The sequence below is a fragment of the Gottfriedia sp. S16(2024) genome, from assembly GCF_050473765.1.
Lineage (GTDB): Bacteria > Bacillota > Bacilli > Bacillales > Bacillaceae_G > Gottfriedia.
Window position 1 is genome coordinate 5,116,072 of the sequence record NZ_JBFLUO010000001.1, and the last position, 21,348, is coordinate 5,137,419.

Here is a 21,348-nt window from a genome sequence, read left to right on the forward strand (position 1 = left end):
AATTGTTCCTTTACTTCAAAGCTGCTTCGTAATTCAGTCCACCATAAACAATATTTCCTTTAGCCATAACAGCAGCACGTTTTGCGCGTCTTGCAACGGCCTCTGCAGAACATGATGCATCTACTAAAACCATACTTGCTTCATCTCCAACCTTTGGCCATAACTGGGTACCCTTTTCATCAAGAGTCCTTATACCACCAGTAATAAATTGTAATGTTTGAGATAGCCCGTATTCATTATTCCAATTGTATCTCTCAGCTAATCTTCCAGCTTTTTCTAACATGTCTCCAGTTCCATGTGGAGACCAAGAATCATAGAAACCATCACAACCTAAAGCAACTTGTACACCTTTTGAATGTAGTAAATCAACAGGAGGCATTATTCTATTGATTGGAACAGTCGACATAATCGATACGCCTAAGTTTGCTAGTTTGCTAGCCATTTCAACTGATTCATTTTTCGATACGTCACCTAGCGCAAATGCATGACTTACTGCTACGCGATTATACCAACCAGCTTGTTCTATAAATGAAACTAGTTTTTGTATTGTATAAAAACCAAGATGGCCTGGGTCATGAATATGAATATCTATATCAGCATCAAACTGTACTGCTAGATCAACCATTTCAAATAATGAAAGTTCTATATTTTGATCAATACCACCAGGATCTAATCCTCCGACAATCGTTGCTCCCTCTCTCATCGCAGTTTTCATGAAAGATTTACTATTTGTACGAAGTAATCCGTGCTGAGGAAAGGCAACAATTTCGTGAGTCATCTTATCTTTATACGTATAAAGTGCTTTTTTAATTTCTTCTAAATTTTTCAAGCCAATAAACGGATCAATATTAACATGTGTTCGAACATGGGTCGCGCCACCTTTTAATAATAGATGAAGCATTTGTTCAGCACGATGTTGACCTGTTTCAGCTAGTTCAACAAGTTCGGCTGCTTCCAAATTTAATCTCTCTACTAAATTTGCTGCAGGAATACAAGCCTTCCATGGAAGTCCAAGATAAGTCTTATCTAAATGATTATGCATTTCTTTAAAAGCAGGTAAAGCTAGTAAATTTTTTGCGTCCTGGACTGGTAGATCTGTTTGTATTGGTAAATTAGCCAATTGTAATTGTTCAATTTTCCCATCATTAATTAGTAAATTGTAAAGAGTAGTCTCAGTACGATCAATTTTTCCATTTTCAAATACAAATCCGCTATCAAGTTTTACATTCTTAAGCCAATATGATTGATTCATCTCATCACTCTCTTTAATAAAACTTAAACTGTTGTTGATTCAAGATTTGAAATTGAACCACTTACAACATTACCTTTAAAAATAACTGCAGCTCGTTTTGCTCGTCTCGCAACTGCTTCAGCTGAGCAAGTAGCTTCTACAAGTACGATGTTTGCTTCATCTCCTACATTTGGCCATGCTCTTTCGCCTTCATTATTTAAAGGAGTTACTCCGCCTGTAATAAATCCAAGACTATTAGCAAGTGATTTTTCTTCAATATATCTAAATCTTTCAGCAAGTCGTCCAACTTTTTCAAGATTATCTCCAATTCCAAATGGAGTCCAATGATCTGTAATGCTGTCATTCCCTAATTCGACTTTTACGCCTTTTTCACTTAGTAAAGGAATTGGAATTGTTCTAAAAATTGGAACCGTAGAAGTAATCGAAATTCCTAAATCAGCAAATCTCTCAGCAATCGCAGTAGCATCTGGAACAGAAAGATCTGCTAAACCACTTGCATGACTTACTGTAACTCTTCCTTGCCATCCTGCTTTTTCAGTTAATGTTGCTAATCTTTGCATTGTAAATAAACCAAGATGATCTGGGTCATGTAAATGAACATCGATATCAGAATTTGATTCAACTGCTATCTCCATAATCGTCTCAAGAGAACGTTCGATGTTTTCATCGATTGAAGCTGGGTCAACTCCACCTACTAGATTTGCTCCATATTTCATCGCTTCTCTTACTAGTTCGACAGAGTGACTTCTTAAAAGTCCGTGTTGTGGAAATGCAACAATTTCATGTGTTAATTTATCTTTATATCCTTCTAAAGCTTGCAGTGTTGCTTCTAAGTTTTTTAATCCGATAACTGGATCAATATTACAGTGTGTACGAATGTGAGTCGTACCGTAACTTAATAATAGATCTAGCATTTTTTCTGCTCTTTCTTTAGCAGTTGGTAATAATTTTGGTAATAAAATTTGCTCTTCTTCAATACGTGTTTTCACACCATTTGTTGCTGGCATACACGCTTTCCATGGTCCACCATAATAAGTTTTATCAATATGAATATGCATTTCTTTAAATGAAGGAACCATTAGAAGGCCTTGCACATCATATTGTGGCAATTGATCAGCAATTAAATCACTAACTAATTGAATAGAAGCAATTTTTCCATTTTCAATTTTAACGTTGTACTTTCCAGTTGCAGTTCCGTTGATTACTTCATTGTCATTATAAGTAAAACCATTTTCCAGACTTACATTTGTTAACCAATACGATTTTGACAATATACTCACCCTTCCATCCCACATTAAATTTTGATTCTATTTTAATTATAAGTCTGTTTGAAATATTTTGATTTTAGTATATTTACATATTTTTAAGTTATTTTTACTAATTGCTATTTCAACATTAGTTTTGTTGTTAATTAATTGTTCGTTGGTTGATTTCCACTACAGGATGCTCGCTTTCCATGGGGTGAGACCTGACACTCCTCGGCGCACCTGTGGGGTCTTTGGCTTCCCGCATCTCCCATAAGAGTCGAGCAAAATTCGTTCCAATCAACTTATTCATCACGTAAAAGTTTATCTTTAAGGCTCTGTTTTACTTCCCCATGAAACCTCTATGAGGAAGTTATTTTCTTCTTTTTGCTGTTTTACTTCCTCATGAACCCTTTATGAGGAAGCTATTTTCTTTTTTTTGCTGTTTTACTTCCTCATGAACTCTTTATGAGGACGTTATTTTCATTTTTTTGCTGTTTTACTTACTCATGAACCCTTTATGAGGACGTTATTTTCTTCTTATTGCTGTTTTGCTTCCTCATGAACCCTTTATGAGGACGTTATTTTCTTCTTTTTGCTGTTTTACTTCCTCATGAACCCTTTATGAGGAAGCTATTTTCTTTTTTTTGCTGTTTTACTTCCCCATGAACCCTCTATGAGGAAGTTATTTTCTTTTTTTTCCTGTTTTACTTACTCATGAACCTGTTATAAGTAAGCTATTTTCTTCCTTTTGCTGTTTTACTTACTCATGAACCTTCTATGAGTAAGCTATTTTCTTTTTTTTGCTGTTTTACTTACTCATGAACCCTCTATGAGTAAGTTATTTTCTTTTTTTGCTGTTTCACTTCCTCATGAACCCGTTACTCAAATACCTGTCTGAGTAAGTTTTAGTTTTACTTCTACACGCAAGAAAGTTCACCCCTAAATCAGGATGAACCTTCACTTGCAGAAAAATCAGATTATTTAATTGTTACGTCATTAATCTCTAGATAGCCTGAAGGGCTGATTGAGAAGCCTTTTACATTTTTCGAGATGGCTGCGACATTTTCAATTACTCTTACAGGAATATAAGGTGAATCTCCCATTTCAATTTCTTGTGCTTGAGCGTAAATTTCTTTACGTTTTGCTTCGTCTTTTTCTTTTCTTCCAGCATTAATTAAGTCATCTACTTTTGGGTTGCTATAGAAGAATGTGTTTCCAGCAGCGCCGCGTGAGTCTGAGTGGAATAGATTGTACTGGTTGTAATCAGCATCTCCTGTTGCGTTTCTCCAGCTAATAATAAACATTTCTGATTGACCTTTATTAACTTTCTCAACGAACGAGCCGTATTCCATCACTTGTACTTTTAAATTAATGCCAATTCCTTTTAATTGTGATTGAAGAACTTCTGCTAAATTTACTCTTTCTTTACTATCCATCGTTAGGATCGTTGCATCAAATCCATCAGGATAACCAGCTTCTGTTAATAGTTTCTTCGCTTCTTTTAAATTGTAATTGTATGCTTTTAATTGTTCATCGTATCCAAATACTTTTGAGCCCATTGCTGAATTTGCTTTTTTACCGACATTGTTAAATACACCTTTAATAATCGAATCCATTTCAACTGCATGAGCGATCGCTTTACGGACACGTACGTCATTAAACGGTTTTTTCGTTACATTGAATCCGATATACTCTGTTCCGTATCCTTCACTTCGGTACACTTCCATAGCCGAGGATGATTCAACTTGTTTCATAACTGCTATTGGGAGTGGTTCTGCGATTTGAGCTTCTCCTGTTTCTATCATTGAAATTCTTGTTGAGTCTTCTGGAACAACCTTGAAGTCAACCTTGTCAATCTTTGGTTTTTTCCCCCAGTAATCTTCATTTTTAACTAGTATAATATCCTGACCTGGAGACCATGATTTAAATTTAAATGGACCTGTTCCGTTTGGTTCTTGAATAATGTTCTTACCATATTTATCAATTGTTTTAGGACTTATAATTCCACCTTCATGATTTGCTAAAATTGATAGAAGTGGTGAGAATGGCTCGCTTAAAATAAATTGAACAGTATATTCATCGACTACTTTAACTTCTTTTACCATTTTGAAGACTACAGCTCTTGGTGAAGCAACTTTAGGATCTAATAAACGATCAAATGTTTTCTTTACAGCCTCTGCATTAAATGGTGTACCATCGTGAAACTTCACATCATGTCGTAGTTTAAATTCCCAAGTTTTATCATTGATTTGATTCCATGACTCTGCTAGCATCGGTTGAATTTCATTATTTTCATCTCGTTGGACTAGACCTTCATAAATTTTATGATGGGTAACACTCGCAGCATTTATTGTAGACATAAATTGCTGATCTAAATTTTCGGCATCTGATAACCGAGCGATTACTAGCGTGCTTCCTCCTTTGGAATCATTTGCTTGTCCATTTGCTTTCGTACCTACGTCTTGATTAGATGAACATCCTGTAATTGTGATAGCAGAAAATAATACTAGAAAACATTTACCTATTCCTGATTTTAGTTTCAATGGCACTGCCTCCCTGTTTAAAGTTTGTCTTACAAATATTTATCTAATTATATAAAATATTCTGATAATTATTTTTGAATATCTTTACCTGTTTTTTCAGTTTCTTTACTTCTTTTTCAATCATTTTACTTTGTTTCTAGTTCTTTAATTGATTCAAGCCTTTTAAAAGATGTTGAGAATAGCTCATTTTCAGGAAGTTGTTCGTAATCTCTTTCCATATATCCTCTTCTCATCTTATTAAAATACACTTGACCTTTTTCTTTTAATACCTCCATATCAAGATTAGGAATTACTTGATCTTGCATCACAATTCTTCCATTTATAATTGATAGTTTTACATCTCTACCTGAACCACTTACAAACATAGTACGAATTGGATCATCAATAACGCCCATATGGAATCCATTTAAATCAATCGCAATGATATCCGCCTTTGCTCCGACGGCAATGCGACCTAAATCTTCACGATTTAGAAATGCCGCTGCACCTAGAGTGATAGAATTGAAGAAATCAGCGTATGTAGATCCTTCAACTTCTTTTTCTACAAGTCTTGAAAGCATACTACCAGTACGTACATTTTGAAAAATATCTGGAGGGAAAGTATCAGTACCTAATGCAATATTAATTCCTTCTTTTCTATATTTTGCATATGATTCAAGCCCTTCTCCATGTCTTCCTATAATAAGTGGACAATGGATAACAGTCGTATTTGTTTCTTTTAGAAGTGAAATGTCATTATCAATATTGTAATTCGCTCCACTATAGCCCGATACAAAATGAGCGTGTGGTATTCCTGTATTTGGACCTAAGAATCCAAGATTATATAAATATTTAATTGGTGTAACTCCGTGCTCTTTTAAAATTGTATTAAATTCAAAACTTCCTTGCGCTGCATGGAGCTTGATTGGAACGTTTAATTTTTCACTGTAATATTTTGTTTTTACTAAAATTTCTTCAGTCTGTGATTCTATTCTTTCTGGAGCTAACATCCCTCTGACCAATCCATCAAATGCACCATCGAAAGTTTCAACAAACTTTACTGCTCTTTCTAACCCATCCTCACCCGCTTTTTCATCCCAATGAATTTTAATATTCCCATCAGGTTCGACTACTCTAATTCCCGCTTGATAGCTTGGTCCAAGATAAATTCTCAATCCTAGTTTTCCCGCATGATTTGCTGCAGCTACTAACTCTTCAAATGTTTCAGCCCAATTTTTATAAAAAACGGATGTAATCGGCATAGCAGTAGTAATTCCATTTAAAATAAGCTGAGAATATGCATATAAAGATTTAAATGCTTCATCCTCCTCACTCATTAGCTCATGATGCCCATTCTTTACAAACTCCTCAGACCAAAGAAGATTTTTTTGTCTATTTGGTTTCGCTTCTAAATGCAAAATATCATGATCAATATCACCTAGAGCATTTAAATCAATAAAACCAGGACTAAGGATCGCGTTTCCAACGTCAATTACTTGATCTACTTCTTCTGTATAGTTTTTTCCAACAAACAAAATTGTATCTTTTTCATATACGATTTCTGCATTTTCCAATATGACATGTTCTCTTCCGTCAAATCCAATTACATATCTTCCCTTTAGCTTCGTTTTCATTTTTTCTCCCTTCGAATTTGAAAATTTTATTTTATTTTTCAACATACCTCATCTCGTCAACATAGGCGCGGGCATGACCCCAGAAATACTTTGTAGGTTGCATATATTTTTCTAATCCAGCGCGTTTAATCGTTGCAAAAGCTTCTTCATTTGCTTCATTTAAAACAGTGCTTTCATGAACGGTATGTACATTTCTACCTTCCATAATAAGTTTTCCATCTACAATTACGTGGTGTACATCATTTGCTACTGCTTGAAATACTAAGCGATGAACATGCATATACTCTGGCGTCAAATGTGGTTGATGAAGATTAACTGTGATGACATCTGCTTTTTTCCCAATTTCAAGTGAACCAATTTCATCATCCCAGCCAATACATTTTGCTGCATCAATCGTGATCATTTCTAAAAGCTTGCCAGGTGGTAAATAATAATAGTCTCTAAGCGCTGCTTGATGTACAAACTGTGTTTTCCTCATTGCTTGGAATAAATCAAAGCTCGTAGATGGTGAGGTACCATCTGTAGAAATCGCAACAGTTGCTCCCATTTCAATTAATTCTGTAATTGGTGTACGTGCATTAATTTGTCCAAAGCCTGGAGAAGCACTAATATTTGTACCAGTTTCAGCTAATATTTTGGCTTCATCGAATGAAATTCCTCGACAATGCTGAAGATGAACATCAGGACCTAATAACGCATTTTCTTTATCTTGAATTGCTAAATGAATCATTCCACCAAATGCATCTGAGTGAATTCTTGTATTATATTTCCTAGCAATCTCTCTTATTTTTTTAGCTTGATAAAGATCATGTTTTGTTAACCCGTAAAGTCGATCTGGAGAAGTCGGGTATGAAGGATCAACAGACGTTACAATAACAAATGGTGTAATAAAAGCTCTTGTTCGATCATCATTTGCATGATTTAACGCTTCAATAACAGCTTCTGCTCCTTTTAGTACTTCTTCATAAGTAACTTCTTTCTCAATTCTTTTCCCATCAACCCATCTACTAAATGAATGTGGCCAAGGTGGGTTACACGGACCAGTACAAACTACTTCACGCACACCTACTTCGTTGTATGCTTTTGCATGGTTTATTGCAAAGATTGGATCATCCGATCTCGGTTCTGAGCCTAAAACGCTAACTCCCGTTGTTGTGCCTGCTTTTAAACGTTCAAGTGCTGATAACTTTCCTTCGTAATACCAAAAATCATCAGTCACATAATGCTTGTATGTATTCGTCATAATCGGCATCCAAAAATCGATATTTTCCATCGCAATTGTTTTAAACATCGAATGACCACCATGGCCATGAACATCTATTAATCCTGGTAAAATACATTGATGACTACAATCAATTACTTTCTTAGCCTCATACTTAGTATTCAAGTTTTCAGTTAAATCAACGTCTACAATTCTCCCATTATGAATTGCAACTGCACCATTTTGGATAATTCTTCTTTGTGCATCCATTGTGATAACAGTTCCATTAACTAATAGCAAATCAATCATTTTTTCTCCTCCTATTCTGTAGGCTGATCTTCATCAATTTGTGATATTCTCAAAAAAACAGCATAATACGATTATGCTGTCAGTTTGTAGACAAAGTTCTAAAATTTTATTTCACTGTTACATCATCAAGCATTAAATAACTTGCTGGGTTTAACCAAAGTCCTTTAACTGATGAGGCAGTAACTGCTAAATGCTCATAGTTACGAATAGGTACATATGGTACATCTTTGTTTTCAATTTCCTGTGCTTGAGCATAAAGTTCTTTACGTTTTTCGCTATCCGATTCTTGACGAGCTGATTCAATTAGTTTATCAACTTCTGGGTTACTATAGAATGAACTATTTCCTGCTGCACCTTGGGATTTACTATCAAATAAGTTAAATTGGTTATAGTCGCCATCACCAGTAGCATTTCCCCATCCACCAATTGAAACTTGATGTTGACCTTTTGCAATTGCATCAATATAAGCTCCGTATTCAAGTACTTGAATTTTCACATTAATACCAATCCCTTTTAATTGAGATTGAATAACTTCAGCCATATTTATTCTTTCTTTACGGTCACTAGTTGTAAGTGTAAATGATAGGCCGTCTTTAATTCCTGCTTCTTTTAATAGCTTTTTAGATTCATTAATATCGTAATTATAGCCTTTAATATTCGGATCATATCCAAATACTTTTGGACTCATTGTTGAATTTGCTTTTGTTCCAACATCGTTATATACACCTTTAATAATTGAATCTACTTCAATTGCATGTGCAATCGCTTGACGGACACGAACATCATTAAATGGTTTTTTCTTTGTATTGAAGCTTAAATATTCTACAGCTAGTCCATCTGTGCGGTATAAATCCATTGTGTCAGAAGCTTCAATTCGATCGATTTCTGTTACAGGCACTTGATCAGTTACATGTGCTTCACCAGTTTCGATCATTGCTAATCTTGTAGCATCTTCAGGAACTACTTTAAAGACTACACCATCAATTTTAGGCTTATTACCCCAGTAATCTTTATTTTTTTCAATTTTAATTTCTTCCCCTGATTTCCAAGATTTAAATACATAAGGACCAGTTCCAACTGGATTTCGTCCAATTTTATCACTGTTTTCTTTAATCGATTTTGGACTAATAATATCTCCTTCATTACTCATTAAAATTGATAAAAGTGGAGCATATGGGTATTTCAAAATAAATTGAACAGTTGAATCATCTACCACTTTAACTTCTTTTATCATTTCAAATTTACCAGCTTGTGGTGATGCAGTTTTTGGGTCAAGTACTCGATCAAAATTTGTTTTAACTGCATCTGCATTAAATGGTGATCCATCCTGGAACTTAACGCCTTTGCGTAATTTGAACTCCCAAGTCACGTTATCAATTTGCTTCCATTCTGTTGCTAAAAGAGGTTTTGGCTCCATATTTTTATCTGGTTCAACTAATGTTTCATATACCTTTTCATAAACAACGTTTGCTGATGGTATATCAGTAATAAAATGTGGATCTAATGTAGTCGCATCAGATAGTCTAGCTACAACCAATGTTCCCCCTGCTTTTGCCTTTGTTCCTGTTGCACTACTGCTTGTTTGGTCTGATGTACAACCTGCAAGCGCAGTAGAAACTGTTAATAATGATGCAAATAATACTCCAGCTGTCTTTTTCTTCATTTTTTTCTTCCTCCTCTTATACTTGCCCCCATGATTCTCTTGTTCACCATTTTTCCTGAGTACGTAGGCTTATTCAAATTATAAAAAAAAATAAAATTTTATATTTTCAGAATCTTTACTCGTTTTTTAATTATCTTTACTGCTTTTCCGCATTATATTTACTTCAATTCCAATTTTGAATAAATTTAAACAAAGAAAAGGGGGAAAAAGAATGAAAACAGAGATTGTATTGAATAACAATGAAATCAAATTAGAAAAAAAAGAATCTCAAAAACTAAAAAGATGGAAAGTATTTTATAAGAAGTTTAAAAAAAATAAATTGGCACTAGTTGGTGGATATATCGTACTTTTTTATATTTTAGTAGCTTTTTTGGCACCACTCATTTCACCGAAGGATCCTTTTGCGATTGATTTAATGCACAAACTGCAACCTCCATCGCTGGAACATTGGATGGGAACAGATGATAAAGGAAGAGATATTTTAAGTAGAATCATTTATGGAAGTCGTCTTTCAATTTCTGTTGGTTTCGTATCTGTCCTATTTGGAGCAATTTTCGGTATCACTCTTGGGTTGATTGCAGGTTATTACGGAAAATGGGTTGATACGATTATTATGAGGGTTGTTGATGTTTTACTAGCATTCCCAGGTATTCTACTAGCACTTGCGATCATTAGTGCACTAGGTCCTAGTCTAATTAATGTAATGGTTGCTGTCGGTATCTTTTCAATCCCAACGTTTGCACGAATCGTTAGAGGATCTACGTTATCCGTCAGAAAGCTTGAGTATATAGACGCAATTCGTGCATTAGGTGCAACTGATTCAACAATTATTTTCAAACATATTTTCCCGAATATTCTTTCACCAATAATTGTCCAAGCTACGTTAAAACTTGCTACAGCTATTCTTTCAGCAGCAGGCTTATCCTATCTAGGATTAGGTGCTCAGCCTCCATCACCAGAATGGGGAGCGATGTTGAGCAGTGGACGTGATTACTTATTTACGGCACCCCACATTGCCTTATTCCCAGGTATTGCGATTTCAACACTTGTATTAGGATTTAATATTTTCGGAGATGGACTAAGAGATGCTCTTGATCCAAGAATGAAAAAATAAGGAGGAAAGTCAATGTTTCTATTTATTGTCAGAAGAATTATACAAACTATTCCGGTTTTACTTGGTGTAAGTTTAGTCGTTTTTTTAATCATGCAGATGGTTCCTGGTGATCCAGCAACACTACTTGCTGGTGAAGGTGCTACAAAACACACAATCGAAATGGTTCGTCATTCACTTGGACTTGATCGTCCTGTCATTATTCAGTATTTCGACTATGTTGTTCATGTATTACAAGGAGATTTTGGTGAATCACTTCGAAATAATCGTCCAGTATTAGATGAGATTATGATTCGTTTGCCTATTACAATTGAACTTGCACTGGCTAGTATTTTCATTACAGTTGTACTTGGTATGCTAGCAGGAATTATATCAGCGACTAAACAGTACTCTGCAGCTGATATTACAATTATGATTGTCGCTTTACTAGGAATCTCTTTACCAAGTTTCTGGTTTGGTTTAATGCTGATCTACTTCTTTTCAGTTAATCTTCATATATTCCCAGTTGCTGGCTGGGGAACGTTTAAACATATGGTCCTACCAGCATTAACATTAGGTGCAGGTGGTGCGGCAATTGTAGCTAGAATGACTAGATCAAGTATGCTTGAGGTTGTTCGTCAAGACTATATGCGTACAGCAAGAGCAAAAGGATTAAAAGAGCATGTCATTATTTATAAACATGGTTTAAAGAATGCTCTTATTCCTGTTATTACTGTTGTTGGACTTCAGTTTGGTGCATTACTAGGTGGTACCGTTTTAACAGAGTCAGTTTTTGCAATTAATGGACTTGGTAGATTAATTGTTGATGCAATTAGAACGAGAGATTTACCGATGGTTCAAGGTGGAGTTTTAATCGCTTCAGTTATCTTTGTATTTATGAATCTAGCTGTTGATATTCTTTACCGTTACTTTAATAAACGAGTTGACTTGAATTAAGGAGGTCCTACTATGAAAAAACAATTTGATGAAACAATTCTTGAGGTTAAAAATCTACAAACCTACTTTTATACAGATGAAGGAACAAGTAAAGCAGTTAATGGAATTAGCTTTACATTAAAAAAAGGTGAAACACTTGGAATAGTAGGAGAATCCGGAAGTGGTAAAAGTATTACATCATTATCCCTTTTAGGATTAATCCCCTCTCCTCCAGGAAAAATAGCTGGTGGTAGTATTCTTTTTAAAGGTGAAGACTTACTAGCAAAAACGGAAAAGCAAATGCGTTCCATTCGAGGAAATGAAATTTCAATGATCTTTCAAGAGCCGATGACATCTCTAAATCCTGTTTATTCGGCTGGCGAACAAATTGCAGAGGCGATTCGTCTTCACCAAAAATTAGGCAAAAAGGAAGCTTGGGAGAAAGCAGTTGAAATGCTTCGACTTGTAGGGATCCCATCTCCTGAAAAACGTGCAAAGCAAGAGCCACATGAGCTTAGTGGTGGAATGAGACAAAGGGTTATGATTGCAATGGCACTTGCTTGTCACCCAGAAGTATTAATCGCAGATGAACCGACTACCGCTCTTGATGTGACAATTCAAGCTCAAATTCTGGAATTAATTAAATCACTTCAAAAAGATTTAGGTACAGCCGTAATATTAATCACGCATGATTTAGGCGTTGTTTATGAGACTTGTGATCGAGTGGCTGTTATGTACGCTGGAAGAATTGTTGAATATACTTCAGCAAAAGAACTTTTTAATAGCCCTAAACACCCATACACAATCGGGTTATTAAACTCTCTTCCACGTCTCGATATGGATCAAGATGAATTAACAACAATACCTGGTACTGTACCTAGTCCATATAATATGCCTAAAGGCTGTAGTTTTGCGCCACGCTGCGCACACGCAAGGGAAATGTGCCATCAGTCAGTGCCCGATTTACAAACAATCGACAAAAATACTGAAGTCAGCTGTTGGATGTACACATCGCAATGGGAAGCAGACTATACCATCAAAGAGAAAGTTGGGATTGAATAATGTCATTACAACTAGTGGATAAAAAAATACTACTTAATGTAGATCATTTAAAACAATACTTTCCAATCAAAGGTGGCATTTTAGGAAGAACGGTCAATCACGTAAAAGCTGTAGACGATATTAGCTTCAACATTTATGAGGGAGAAACTTTAAGCATTGTTGGAGAATCCGGTTGTGGTAAGTCTACTACTGGTAGAGCCATTCTAAGATTGGACGAGCCTACAAGTGGAAGCATTCATTTTAAGGAAAAAGATTTATTAAGCTTAGGAAAAAAAGAAATGCGTAAAATAAGAAAGGATCTGCAAGTAATCTTCCAGGATCCGTTTGCATCACTTAACCCTAGACAAACAATTGGACAAATTTTAGCTGAAGCATTAGCAATTCAAGATGTCGTTCCAAAAGAAGAACGTAAAGCTAGAATTGAGGAATTATTAGGGCATGTTGGTTTAAGACCAGAAGCAATGGAGAGATATCCTCATGAATTTAGTGGTGGTCAACGTCAGCGTGTCGGAATTGCACGTGCACTTGCAGTTGATCCAAAACTAATCATTTGTGATGAAGCAGTATCCGCTCTAGATGTTTCAATCCAAGCTCAAGTATTAAACTTATTAAAATCGTTACAGAAAAAATTCTCACTTACCTTTCTTTTCATCTCACATGATTTAGGTGTAGTAAGACATATTTCTGACCGTGTAATGGTAATGTATTTAGGGAAGATTGTTGAGATTGCCGATAAAAAATCTATTTTCGAAAATCCGCAGCATCCTTATACACGTGCACTATTATCTGCTATTCCAGTACCAAACCCGGTACATCAAAGAGAACGAATCATCTTAACAGGAGATGTACCTTCTCCAATCGATCCTCCAAGCGGTTGTCGTTTTCACACAAGATGCCCTTTCGCGATCGATATTTGCAAAACAAAAGTACCTGAATTAAAAATATCTGAACAAAATCATCAAGTTGCTTGTCACATAATTAATTAAATAGTATTCTTATAGGCGTGAAGTAAAGGAAAAGAAGAGAATTGATCCTGCCATGTAGAAATTCTACTTCTATTAAAAATATTAAATGCTTATAAAATTGGATTATAAATCGAATTTTGATTTAATCAAGATGTTATAAGGCTCCTATGGAAAAAGGCGCGAAGGCTAGAGACTCCTCTAAGTATCTCCAATGGGATGCTCAGCTTCGTTCCATTCCATTGGAGATACTTTAGTTGTAATCAACCATTTATAAACAAAGTTTTCGAAAAAATTAAAAATATTATTAAAAAAACTAATTGAGGTTCTTCATGCTTAGTTACGAGGGATTTACTTTACTAATTATGCTATTTATTTTAGCTCCTATTATGGGAGCTATTGCTTTATTATTTTTGTTTATCTTTGAAAAAAGAATTGATTTACTTGAAAATAAAAATAGAGAAATTCGGTTAGAGCATGCATTACAAGAAGCCCAGTACAATAAATTAAATCAGCAAATTCAACCACACTTTTTATTTAATACACTCAATGTCATATTAAGCTTAGCTCGTTTAAACCGAACCTCGGAATTAATCCGAGCTCTAGAAACATTCTCTCAATTTTTAAAGTTTAAATATAAATCTTCAGAGCCATTAATCCCTTTAGATCAAGAAATACAATATACTCAATATTATTTAGATATTCAAACACTACGGTTTGGAGATCGTCTTAAAACTCAGTTAGATTGTCCAAAAGAATTATATAAAGCGCTAGTCCCCCCTTTTATTTTGCAAACATTAGTAGAAAATTCATTTAAACATGGTTTAGAAAAAAAGGTTGGAGAAGCTTTACTGGATATTCGATTTTATCAAGATTCCGAGCTAGTTTGTTTAGAAGTAATTGATAATGGTTTAATGGGAATGACTAATTCTTTTTCTAATCAAGAAGGCCATGGATTAGACAATATAAAAAAGAGATTACAACTATATTTTGGTAACAGTGGACATGTACTGATTACATCAAATGAATCAGGAACAAATGTTAAGGTCGTTTGGCCACTTATATATGACTCTATAGAGTAAAGGAGGGAAAATGAAGTGAATGTATTATTAGTAGATGATGAACCATTAGAGCTTGAACAGATGGAATATTTGATAAAAAATATGTTTCCATTATGGAAATTTTATAAAGCTGCTGATGCATGCCAAGCAATAACAATTAATCAAAATCATAAAATTAACATTGCGTTTCTAGATATAAATCTACCTGGGCGGTCTGGACTAGAGTTTGGCGAAGAGCTTAGAGCACAAAATAAAGACGTAGATATTATTATGGTTACAGCATATCAAAGTTTTGATTATGCTCAACAGTCAATCCGAATCGGCGTTCTAGATTATTTAACAAAGCCAATTATTGAAAGTGAATTATATAAAGTTTTATCTAAATATTGTGATACCGATACGTCAAACCAATATTCTAGTTTAATACATCAAACTCTTTTATATATTCATGAGCATTTCGCTGAAAAACTGTCTCTTTCTGACGTAGCTCGAGAAGTTCATACGAATCATACTTATTTAAGTAGAAAATTTCACGAAGAAGTCGGTGTATCATTTTCAGAATATTTAATAGACTATAGAATACAAGCAGCTAAGCGATATTTAACAAATAATCCCAATTGGAACATATCCGATGTAGCAGAAAACTCAGGCTTCAATAGTCAGCATTACTTTAGTACTTTATTCCGCAAAATTGAGGGCATTACTCCAAAAGAGTATCGTGAGAAAGGAAAATAACAGTGAATTCACGTTCATTTAGAGAATACGTGCAAGGTCCTATTCAAATTGGAATGGGAATGGGAATTATTTCTCTCTTGGCACGTTGGGTAACAGGAACTACGATATTATCTTCGCCAGAATCAATGATTAAATATGGCGTATTTGGTGGAATCGGATATGCATTTTTAGGTGCTATTGCTTTATTTGTATTTAGTTTTATTGGGAAAAAGGTTCGACAGGAGTACCCTGATGGTCTAACAATTGGAGATTATTTGAAGAAAAAACTACATCCACTTGGTTATTGGATTATGATTTGTATTTTAATATTAACTAGTTTACACATATTATATATACAGTCGATCACTGCTTCTACTTTATTTCATTTTCTTTTTAATTTACCGTTGTACATAGAAATAATCATTTTTATAAGCTTTTGTGTACTTTTTGCAGGTTTTGGTGGATTAAAAATGATACATGGATTAGCAGGATTCCAAGTCATTACAATGTTTGCAGCGGCAATTTTAATTCCGTTGTATTTTTTCGTAAAAGAGGGTGTTCAACCCGTATATGATGGGATTAAATTATACCATCCATACATGCTCGTTATTGATCATTACGATTTATGGGGTTTTTTATTTTCTGGCTTATTAGTCGGATTTGGTCAGTTTTTCTTTGACATTACTTCATGGCACCGATTATTTATGATTGAACCGAAAAAACTCCGCTTAACATTCTCAATATCAGGCTTAATATGGTGTATTTTCCCACTTTCATTTTCATGCCTTTTTATTATTGTTATATTTACAGGTGGTTTTACAGATATTCAATCAATATTAGTCGGTTTAGCAAATAAAATAACAACACCATTTTTTTTCATACTTTTTGTTTTATGTGCATTTAATGCAATTACTTCTACATTTGGTGCGGTTCTACATTCGCTTGCTAGCTTAATCATTATCAATATAATAGAGCCATTTCATACGATAAAAAATGATCAAAAAAAAATAAAACTTGCTTATCTTCTATCTGTGATTATTGGCGCGATCATCTTTTTCGCTACAATTATTCAATCAAAAAAAATTATTGAGCTATTATTTTACTCAGGAAATGTCTATTCAGCATTGTTATTTCCAATTTTAGTTATTGTCTTTAGTAAGAATAAGGTCGGTAATTATATTCCAATTAGTATCGTAATTAGTATTATACTTTCTTATATTGTTCAGCCGTATGTAGGTGAATTTGAAAGTATTTGGTTGAGCTTATTATTTTCTATTGTGATAATTATTCTTGGTTTTACACTCCAATTTTTTAGTAAGAAAGAGACTGTAAATATGTCGTAACGAAGAGCTAATCAGTTGACTTGATTAGCTCTTCTTGTTGTTGAAAAACAATCTTGTAATTAATTACCAAAATTTTCGTAAAAGGAGTTGAGTGTTGTTGATTTCCATTACAGGATGCTCGCTTTCAATGGGGCGAGACCTGAGCCTCCTCGTCTTTCATTTTTAAATTGCTTAAAAATGATTTATCATTTATTATTTGCCCATGAGATTAAATCGATGAAATTAAATTATGGGGGTTACATTATGAAGATTTTACTTTTTGGAGCAACTGGAATGGTTGGACAAAGTGTATTAAGAGAATGCTTACGAGATCCTTCTGTTAGCTCGATTTATTCAATTGGTCGCAGTATTACAGGTATTCAACATGAAAAATTCTATGAAATTAAGCATTCTAATCTGCTTGATTTATCTACAATTGAGAGTCAATTAACCGGATTTGATGCATGTTTTTTTTGTCTAGGTGTTTCATCATTTAGAATGACAGAGGAAGATTATCGTAAGATTACATATGACCTTACACTATCCATTGCACGTACATTATCAATATTGAATCCTCAAATGACTTTCATTTATGTCACTGGCTCAGGTACCGATAGTACGGAGAAAGGTCGTACAATGTGGGCTAGAGTGAAGGGAAAAACAGAAAATGACTTGTTAAAATTACCATTTAAAGCTGCATACATGTATCGACCAGGTGCTATTATTCCGCATAAAGATATAAAATCAAAAACTAAACTATATCAATACGGCTATAACGTAACGAAACCTATCTATCCGATACTAAAAAAAGTATTTCCAAACTCAATAACAACTTCAGAACAAATTGGTCGATCCATGATCAATATTGCCAAGGCTGGTTATCATAAGCCTTTAGTTGAGGTTGAAGATATTAATAGGACAGCAGAAAAGTGAAAGTAAAAAAGGCATAGGGAAAGTATTTTTCCTTCTTTCCCCTAACCCTCTTCACATTAAGTATTTAAATATGGAGCTCCTCGTCTTGTGTTTGCTGCGGATGATGCGTCCTCACTAGTATCTAAGTATGGGCTACCACCTTCGTCATAATTAATTTTATTGGAATCGTTCTCGCTTGTGTCTAAGTATGAGTTAGTAGCAACGTGGATATGATTGTCATCAGTATCTTTTGATGTTTTATGTTCTGACATTATAAGTTCACCTCCGTATTTATATTGTGTATGGATGTTAACATTAAATTACAGGTAGTTTGAGGGAATTATTACATCCATTTCAAAGTTTATATCATGTTGTTTTTTTCACTTATCTCTCATTTATGTAATTAAAATACCCTTATCGATTTATTCCCTAATGAATTGTCAAAAAATTTTGTATTTTGCGTTCGAAATTCCGACAAGTTTTTAAAGGGAGTTTTATTAAAATTTGATTAAATACGTGTATACGTAAATAATACAAATTGGAGAGATTTCATGAAAAAAAGAATTGCTGCCTTATCGATTTGTTCTGTTTTATCATTTTCATTACTTATTGGTACACAATCCAAACCAGCAAAAGCTGCACCTGAGGAGCTTCATTATGTTTTAGCTTATAAAGGTAATTTACCAAGCAATTTCACAGATACAATTTCAAAAGCTGGAGGTTCTGTGGAACGAATTATTTCAGAAGTTGGAATTGTTGAAGTTTCATCATCTAATAGTGAATTTTTAACTAATATTAAAAAAGATACAAGCATTCAATCAGCTGGTAAAGAACTTCAAGCATACTTGGAAGCTGACCCAGATGATAAAATTGAGTTTACTCCTGGAACACCGAATGGTGAAAAAGTAACACTTGATGCTAACTCTAACTCCTACTGGGACAAACAATGGGACATGCAGAACTTAACTCATAATGGAGATTCCTATAATATTAACAAAGGAAATCATAAAACGGTCGTAGCTGTAATCGATACAGGAATCGACTTTGGTCATCCAGATTTAAAAGCTAATGCAGATCTTGCTGGATCAAAAACATTTGTCCCAGGAACGACAGATGCATGGGATAAAAATGGCCATGGAACGCATGTTGCTGGCTCAATTGCAGCAAATGGAAAAGTTAAGGGCGTTGGACCTGAGTTAACAGTTCGTGCTTACCGAGTTTTCGGTGCAACAGGTGGAGCTGAACAGTCATGGATTACAGATGCAATTGTTTCAGCTGCAAACGATGGTGTAGATGTAATTAATATGTCGATCGGTGGATGGCGTTGGATGGCTAATAACTTAGACGAAAAAGGTGAGTCAGCTTCAATGGTGGCATATCATCGAGCGATTCAATATGCAATTAAAAAAGGTGTAACGGTCGTTGTATCTGCGGGGAATGACTCAAGAGATTTTAACAATATACACGATATGCAAGATTATTGGAAAACTACTTACGGTTTAGATATTAAAGGTCCTTCACGTGTTGTTCCTGCACAAATCTCAGGTGTCATTACAGTTTCTTCATCTAATCAGTGGTCAAAAGATAGTATTGCATTCTACTCAAATTATGGAAGTGTAATCGATGTTGCTGCTCCTGGTGGAGATAACGGGCCTGTATACGATGGATTATACCGTCAAAATCCAACAGGTAACTTTTTAAATAAACGTGATTATACATATCGTACTTTGTCTACTTATCCTACATATCCAGTAGGTGTAAATGCAGCTAATCCAAATGGTACGAATGCAACAACACAATTTAGTGACGGAAAATGGCATGGCTATTCATATCTTCATGGAACTTCAATGGCAGCACCAAAGGTTGCAGGTATTGCAGGCGTAATTAAGGCAGCTCATCCTGAATATAATCCTGCTAAAGTAGCAGCAGCAATAAGACAAAGTGCACTTGATTATGGGAAAAAAGGACAAGATCCACTTTATGGTTCTGGTGAAGCAAACATTTATTCCTTTTTATCTAAAGATAAATAAGCGAATAAATTAAATTTTTAAGCAAGTAAAATAAAAAAGGATAGATAATCCAGGAGATTTCTAGATTATCTATCCTTTTATTTATATATTCCTTAGTTAACAGCTACATCTTCTAATACTCGGACAAATTCACCTTTATTTACTGGATAACCAGCTTCAGCGATTTTAACTTTTACAATTTTACCGATCATGTCTTCTGTTCCTTCGAATACGACTTTTAGATAATTGTCTGTGTAACCAATTAATAGTCCTTCTGCATCATCTTCAGTGTACTTTTCTTCCGGAATAACTTCTAGTACATCTCCATCAAACATTGATGCGTATTCTTTTGCAAGTTGATTTGATAATTCAATTAAACGATGTACTCGTTCATTTTTAACTTCTTCGTCAACTTGATCTTCCATACGTGCAGCTGGTGTACCTGTACGTTTAGAGTATGGGAATACGTGTAATTCAGAGAATTTATTATCTCGAATGAAATTGTATGTTTCCATAAACTCTTCTTCAGATTCGCCTGGGAAACCTACGATTACATCAGATGTAATTGAACAGTTTGGTAATACTTCGCGTAGTTTTTCAATTCTTTCAGCAAATTCAGCCATTGTATATTTACGACGCATACGTTTAAGAACAGTATCTGATCCAGATTGTAAAGGTACGTGTAGGTGTCGAACTACAATATTTGAATGACGAAGTACTTCAATTACTTCATCTGTAATTTGACTAGCTTCAATTGAAGAAATACGAACACGTTTTAATCCTTCAACTGTTTCTAAATCTTTTAATAACATTGCTAAGTTGTAATCTTTCATGTCTTGACCATATCCACCTGTGTGAATACCAGTTAAAACGATTTCCTTATAGCCTGATTCAACTAATTGAGTAGCTTGTTTTACAACTTCTTTTGGATCACGAGAACGCATTAAACCACGTGCCCATGGAATAATACAAAACGTACAGAAGTTATTACAACCTTCTTGTATTTTTAATGAAGCACGTGTACGATCAGTAAAAGCAGGTACATCTAGCTCTTCATAAACTCGTGCTTTCATAATATTTCCTACGCCATTAATTGGTTGACGTTCTACTCGGAATTGTTCGATATAATCCAGCATTTTCGTACGGTCCTGTGTACCAACAACGATATCCACCCCAGGAATTGCCATGATTTCGGCTGGAGATGTTTGTGCATAACATCCAGTTACACAAATTACTGCATCTGGATTTTTGCGCACGGCACGACGGATTACTTGTCTACTTTTTTTGTCACCTGTATTTGTAACTGTACAAGTATTAATTACATAAACATCAGCTTTCGTTTCGTATTCTGTACGTTCATAGCCAGCTGCTTTAAACAGTTGCCAAATTGCTTCTGTTTCGTAATGGTTAACTTTACAGCCTAATGTATGAAAAGCTACTTGTGGCATTTCT

At 34.6% G+C, this 21,348-nt stretch carries 17 protein-coding genes; 9 read left to right on the forward strand and 8 right to left on the reverse strand.

Features of this window, described 5'->3' with window-relative positions; genetic code table 11:
- Window positions 1-10 precede the first annotated feature (10 nt).
- The 6 genes from AB1282_RS24685 to AB1282_RS24710 all read right to left on the reverse strand — a co-directional run bounded on the left by AB1282_RS24685 (window position 11) and on the right by AB1282_RS24710 (window position 9,828).
- A complete protein-coding gene (locus AB1282_RS24685; RefSeq protein ID WP_429900921.1) occupies window positions 11-1,252 on the reverse strand; it encodes an amidohydrolase in 1,242 nt (413 codons plus the stop codon).
- 23 nt (window positions 1,253-1,275) lie between these two features.
- The gene (locus tag AB1282_RS24690; RefSeq protein WP_429900923.1) at window positions 1,276-2,547 is read right to left on the reverse strand and encodes an amidohydrolase family protein; all 1,272 of its coding nucleotides are present in this window, start codon (window positions 2,545-2,547) and stop codon (window positions 1,276-1,278) included.
- Between the two features lie 929 nt (window positions 2,548-3,476).
- On the reverse strand, window positions 3,477-5,042 hold the full coding sequence (locus AB1282_RS24695; RefSeq protein ID WP_429900925.1) for a glutathione ABC transporter substrate-binding protein: 1,566 nt from the start codon (window positions 5,040-5,042) through the stop codon (window positions 3,477-3,479).
- 125 nt (window positions 5,043-5,167) lie between these two features.
- Window positions 5,168-6,655, reverse strand: coding sequence for an amidohydrolase family protein (locus AB1282_RS24700; protein ID WP_056473121.1), 1,488 nt, complete (start codon window positions 6,653-6,655; stop codon window positions 5,168-5,170).
- 31 nt (window positions 6,656-6,686) lie between these two features.
- Window positions 6,687-8,165, reverse strand: coding sequence for an amidohydrolase family protein (locus AB1282_RS24705; protein WP_429900927.1), 1,479 nt, complete (start codon window positions 8,163-8,165; stop codon window positions 6,687-6,689).
- Window positions 8,166-8,271: 106 nt separating this feature from the next.
- Window positions 8,272-9,828 carry a glutathione ABC transporter substrate-binding protein gene (locus AB1282_RS24710; RefSeq protein WP_056472881.1) on the reverse strand — a complete coding sequence of 519 codons (1,557 nt, stop codon included), beginning with the start codon at window positions 9,826-9,828 and terminating at the stop codon, window positions 8,272-8,274.
- Window positions 9,829-10,039: 211 nt separating this feature from the next.
- On the opposite strand from AB1282_RS24710, the gene nikC reads away from it, so the two are divergent.
- From nikC to AB1282_RS24750, 8 genes are all read left to right on the forward strand, one after another.
- Window positions 10,040-10,942, forward strand: a complete 903-nt coding sequence (gene nikC / locus AB1282_RS24715; protein WP_056472879.1) for a nickel transporter permease — start codon at window positions 10,040-10,042, stop codon at window positions 10,940-10,942.
- A 12-nt stretch (window positions 10,943-10,954) separates the two neighbouring features.
- Window positions 10,955-11,875: an ABC transporter permease gene (locus tag AB1282_RS24720; RefSeq protein ID WP_429900930.1), complete on the forward strand. Its 921-nt coding sequence runs from the start codon at window positions 10,955-10,957 to the stop codon at window positions 11,873-11,875.
- Between the two features lie 12 nt (window positions 11,876-11,887).
- On the forward strand, window positions 11,888-12,916 hold the full coding sequence (locus tag AB1282_RS24725) for an ABC transporter ATP-binding protein (RefSeq protein WP_429900932.1): 1,029 nt from the start codon (window positions 11,888-11,890) through the stop codon (window positions 12,914-12,916).
- Entirely contained in the window at window positions 12,916-13,902 is a 987-nt protein-coding gene (locus AB1282_RS24730) for an ABC transporter ATP-binding protein (RefSeq protein ID WP_056472869.1), read from the forward strand. Before AB1282_RS24725 ends, AB1282_RS24730 begins: the two co-directional genes overlap by 1 nt.
- A 308-nt stretch (window positions 13,903-14,210) precedes the next feature.
- Window positions 14,211-14,960, forward strand: coding sequence for a sensor histidine kinase (locus AB1282_RS24735; protein WP_056472866.1), 750 nt, complete (start codon window positions 14,211-14,213; stop codon window positions 14,958-14,960).
- 15 nt (window positions 14,961-14,975) lie between these two features.
- Window positions 14,976-15,674, forward strand: coding sequence for a response regulator transcription factor (locus AB1282_RS24740; RefSeq protein ID WP_429900935.1), 699 nt, complete (start codon window positions 14,976-14,978; stop codon window positions 15,672-15,674).
- A gap of 2 nt (window positions 15,675-15,676) precedes the next feature.
- Window positions 15,677-16,996, forward strand: coding sequence for a sodium:solute symporter family transporter (locus AB1282_RS24745; protein ID WP_429900937.1), 1,320 nt, complete (start codon window positions 15,677-15,679; stop codon window positions 16,994-16,996).
- A gap of 243 nt (window positions 16,997-17,239) precedes the next feature.
- Entirely contained in the window at window positions 17,240-17,908 is a 669-nt protein-coding gene (locus AB1282_RS24750; protein ID WP_429900939.1) for an epimerase, read from the forward strand.
- 56 nt (window positions 17,909-17,964) lie between these two features.
- On the opposite strand, the gene AB1282_RS24755 is transcribed toward AB1282_RS24750, so the two are convergent.
- A complete protein-coding gene (locus AB1282_RS24755) occupies window positions 17,965-18,159 on the reverse strand; it encodes a hypothetical protein (RefSeq protein ID WP_390311688.1) in 195 nt (64 codons plus the stop codon).
- Window positions 18,160-18,438: 279 nt separating this feature from the next.
- Between AB1282_RS24755 and AB1282_RS24760 the strand changes: the two genes are divergently transcribed.
- Window positions 18,439-19,917 carry a S8 family serine peptidase gene (locus tag AB1282_RS24760; RefSeq protein ID WP_429900941.1) on the forward strand — a complete coding sequence of 493 codons (1,479 nt, stop codon included), beginning with the start codon at window positions 18,439-18,441 and terminating at the stop codon, window positions 19,915-19,917.
- 92 nt (window positions 19,918-20,009) lie between these two features.
- Here the strand turns inward: AB1282_RS24760 and mtaB are convergent, their stop codons facing one another.
- Window positions 20,010-21,344, reverse strand: a complete 1,335-nt coding sequence (gene mtaB / locus AB1282_RS24765; RefSeq protein WP_390311686.1) for a tRNA (N(6)-L-threonylcarbamoyladenosine(37)-C(2))-methylthiotransferase MtaB — start codon at window positions 21,342-21,344, stop codon at window positions 20,010-20,012.
- Window positions 21,345-21,348 lie beyond the last annotated feature (4 nt).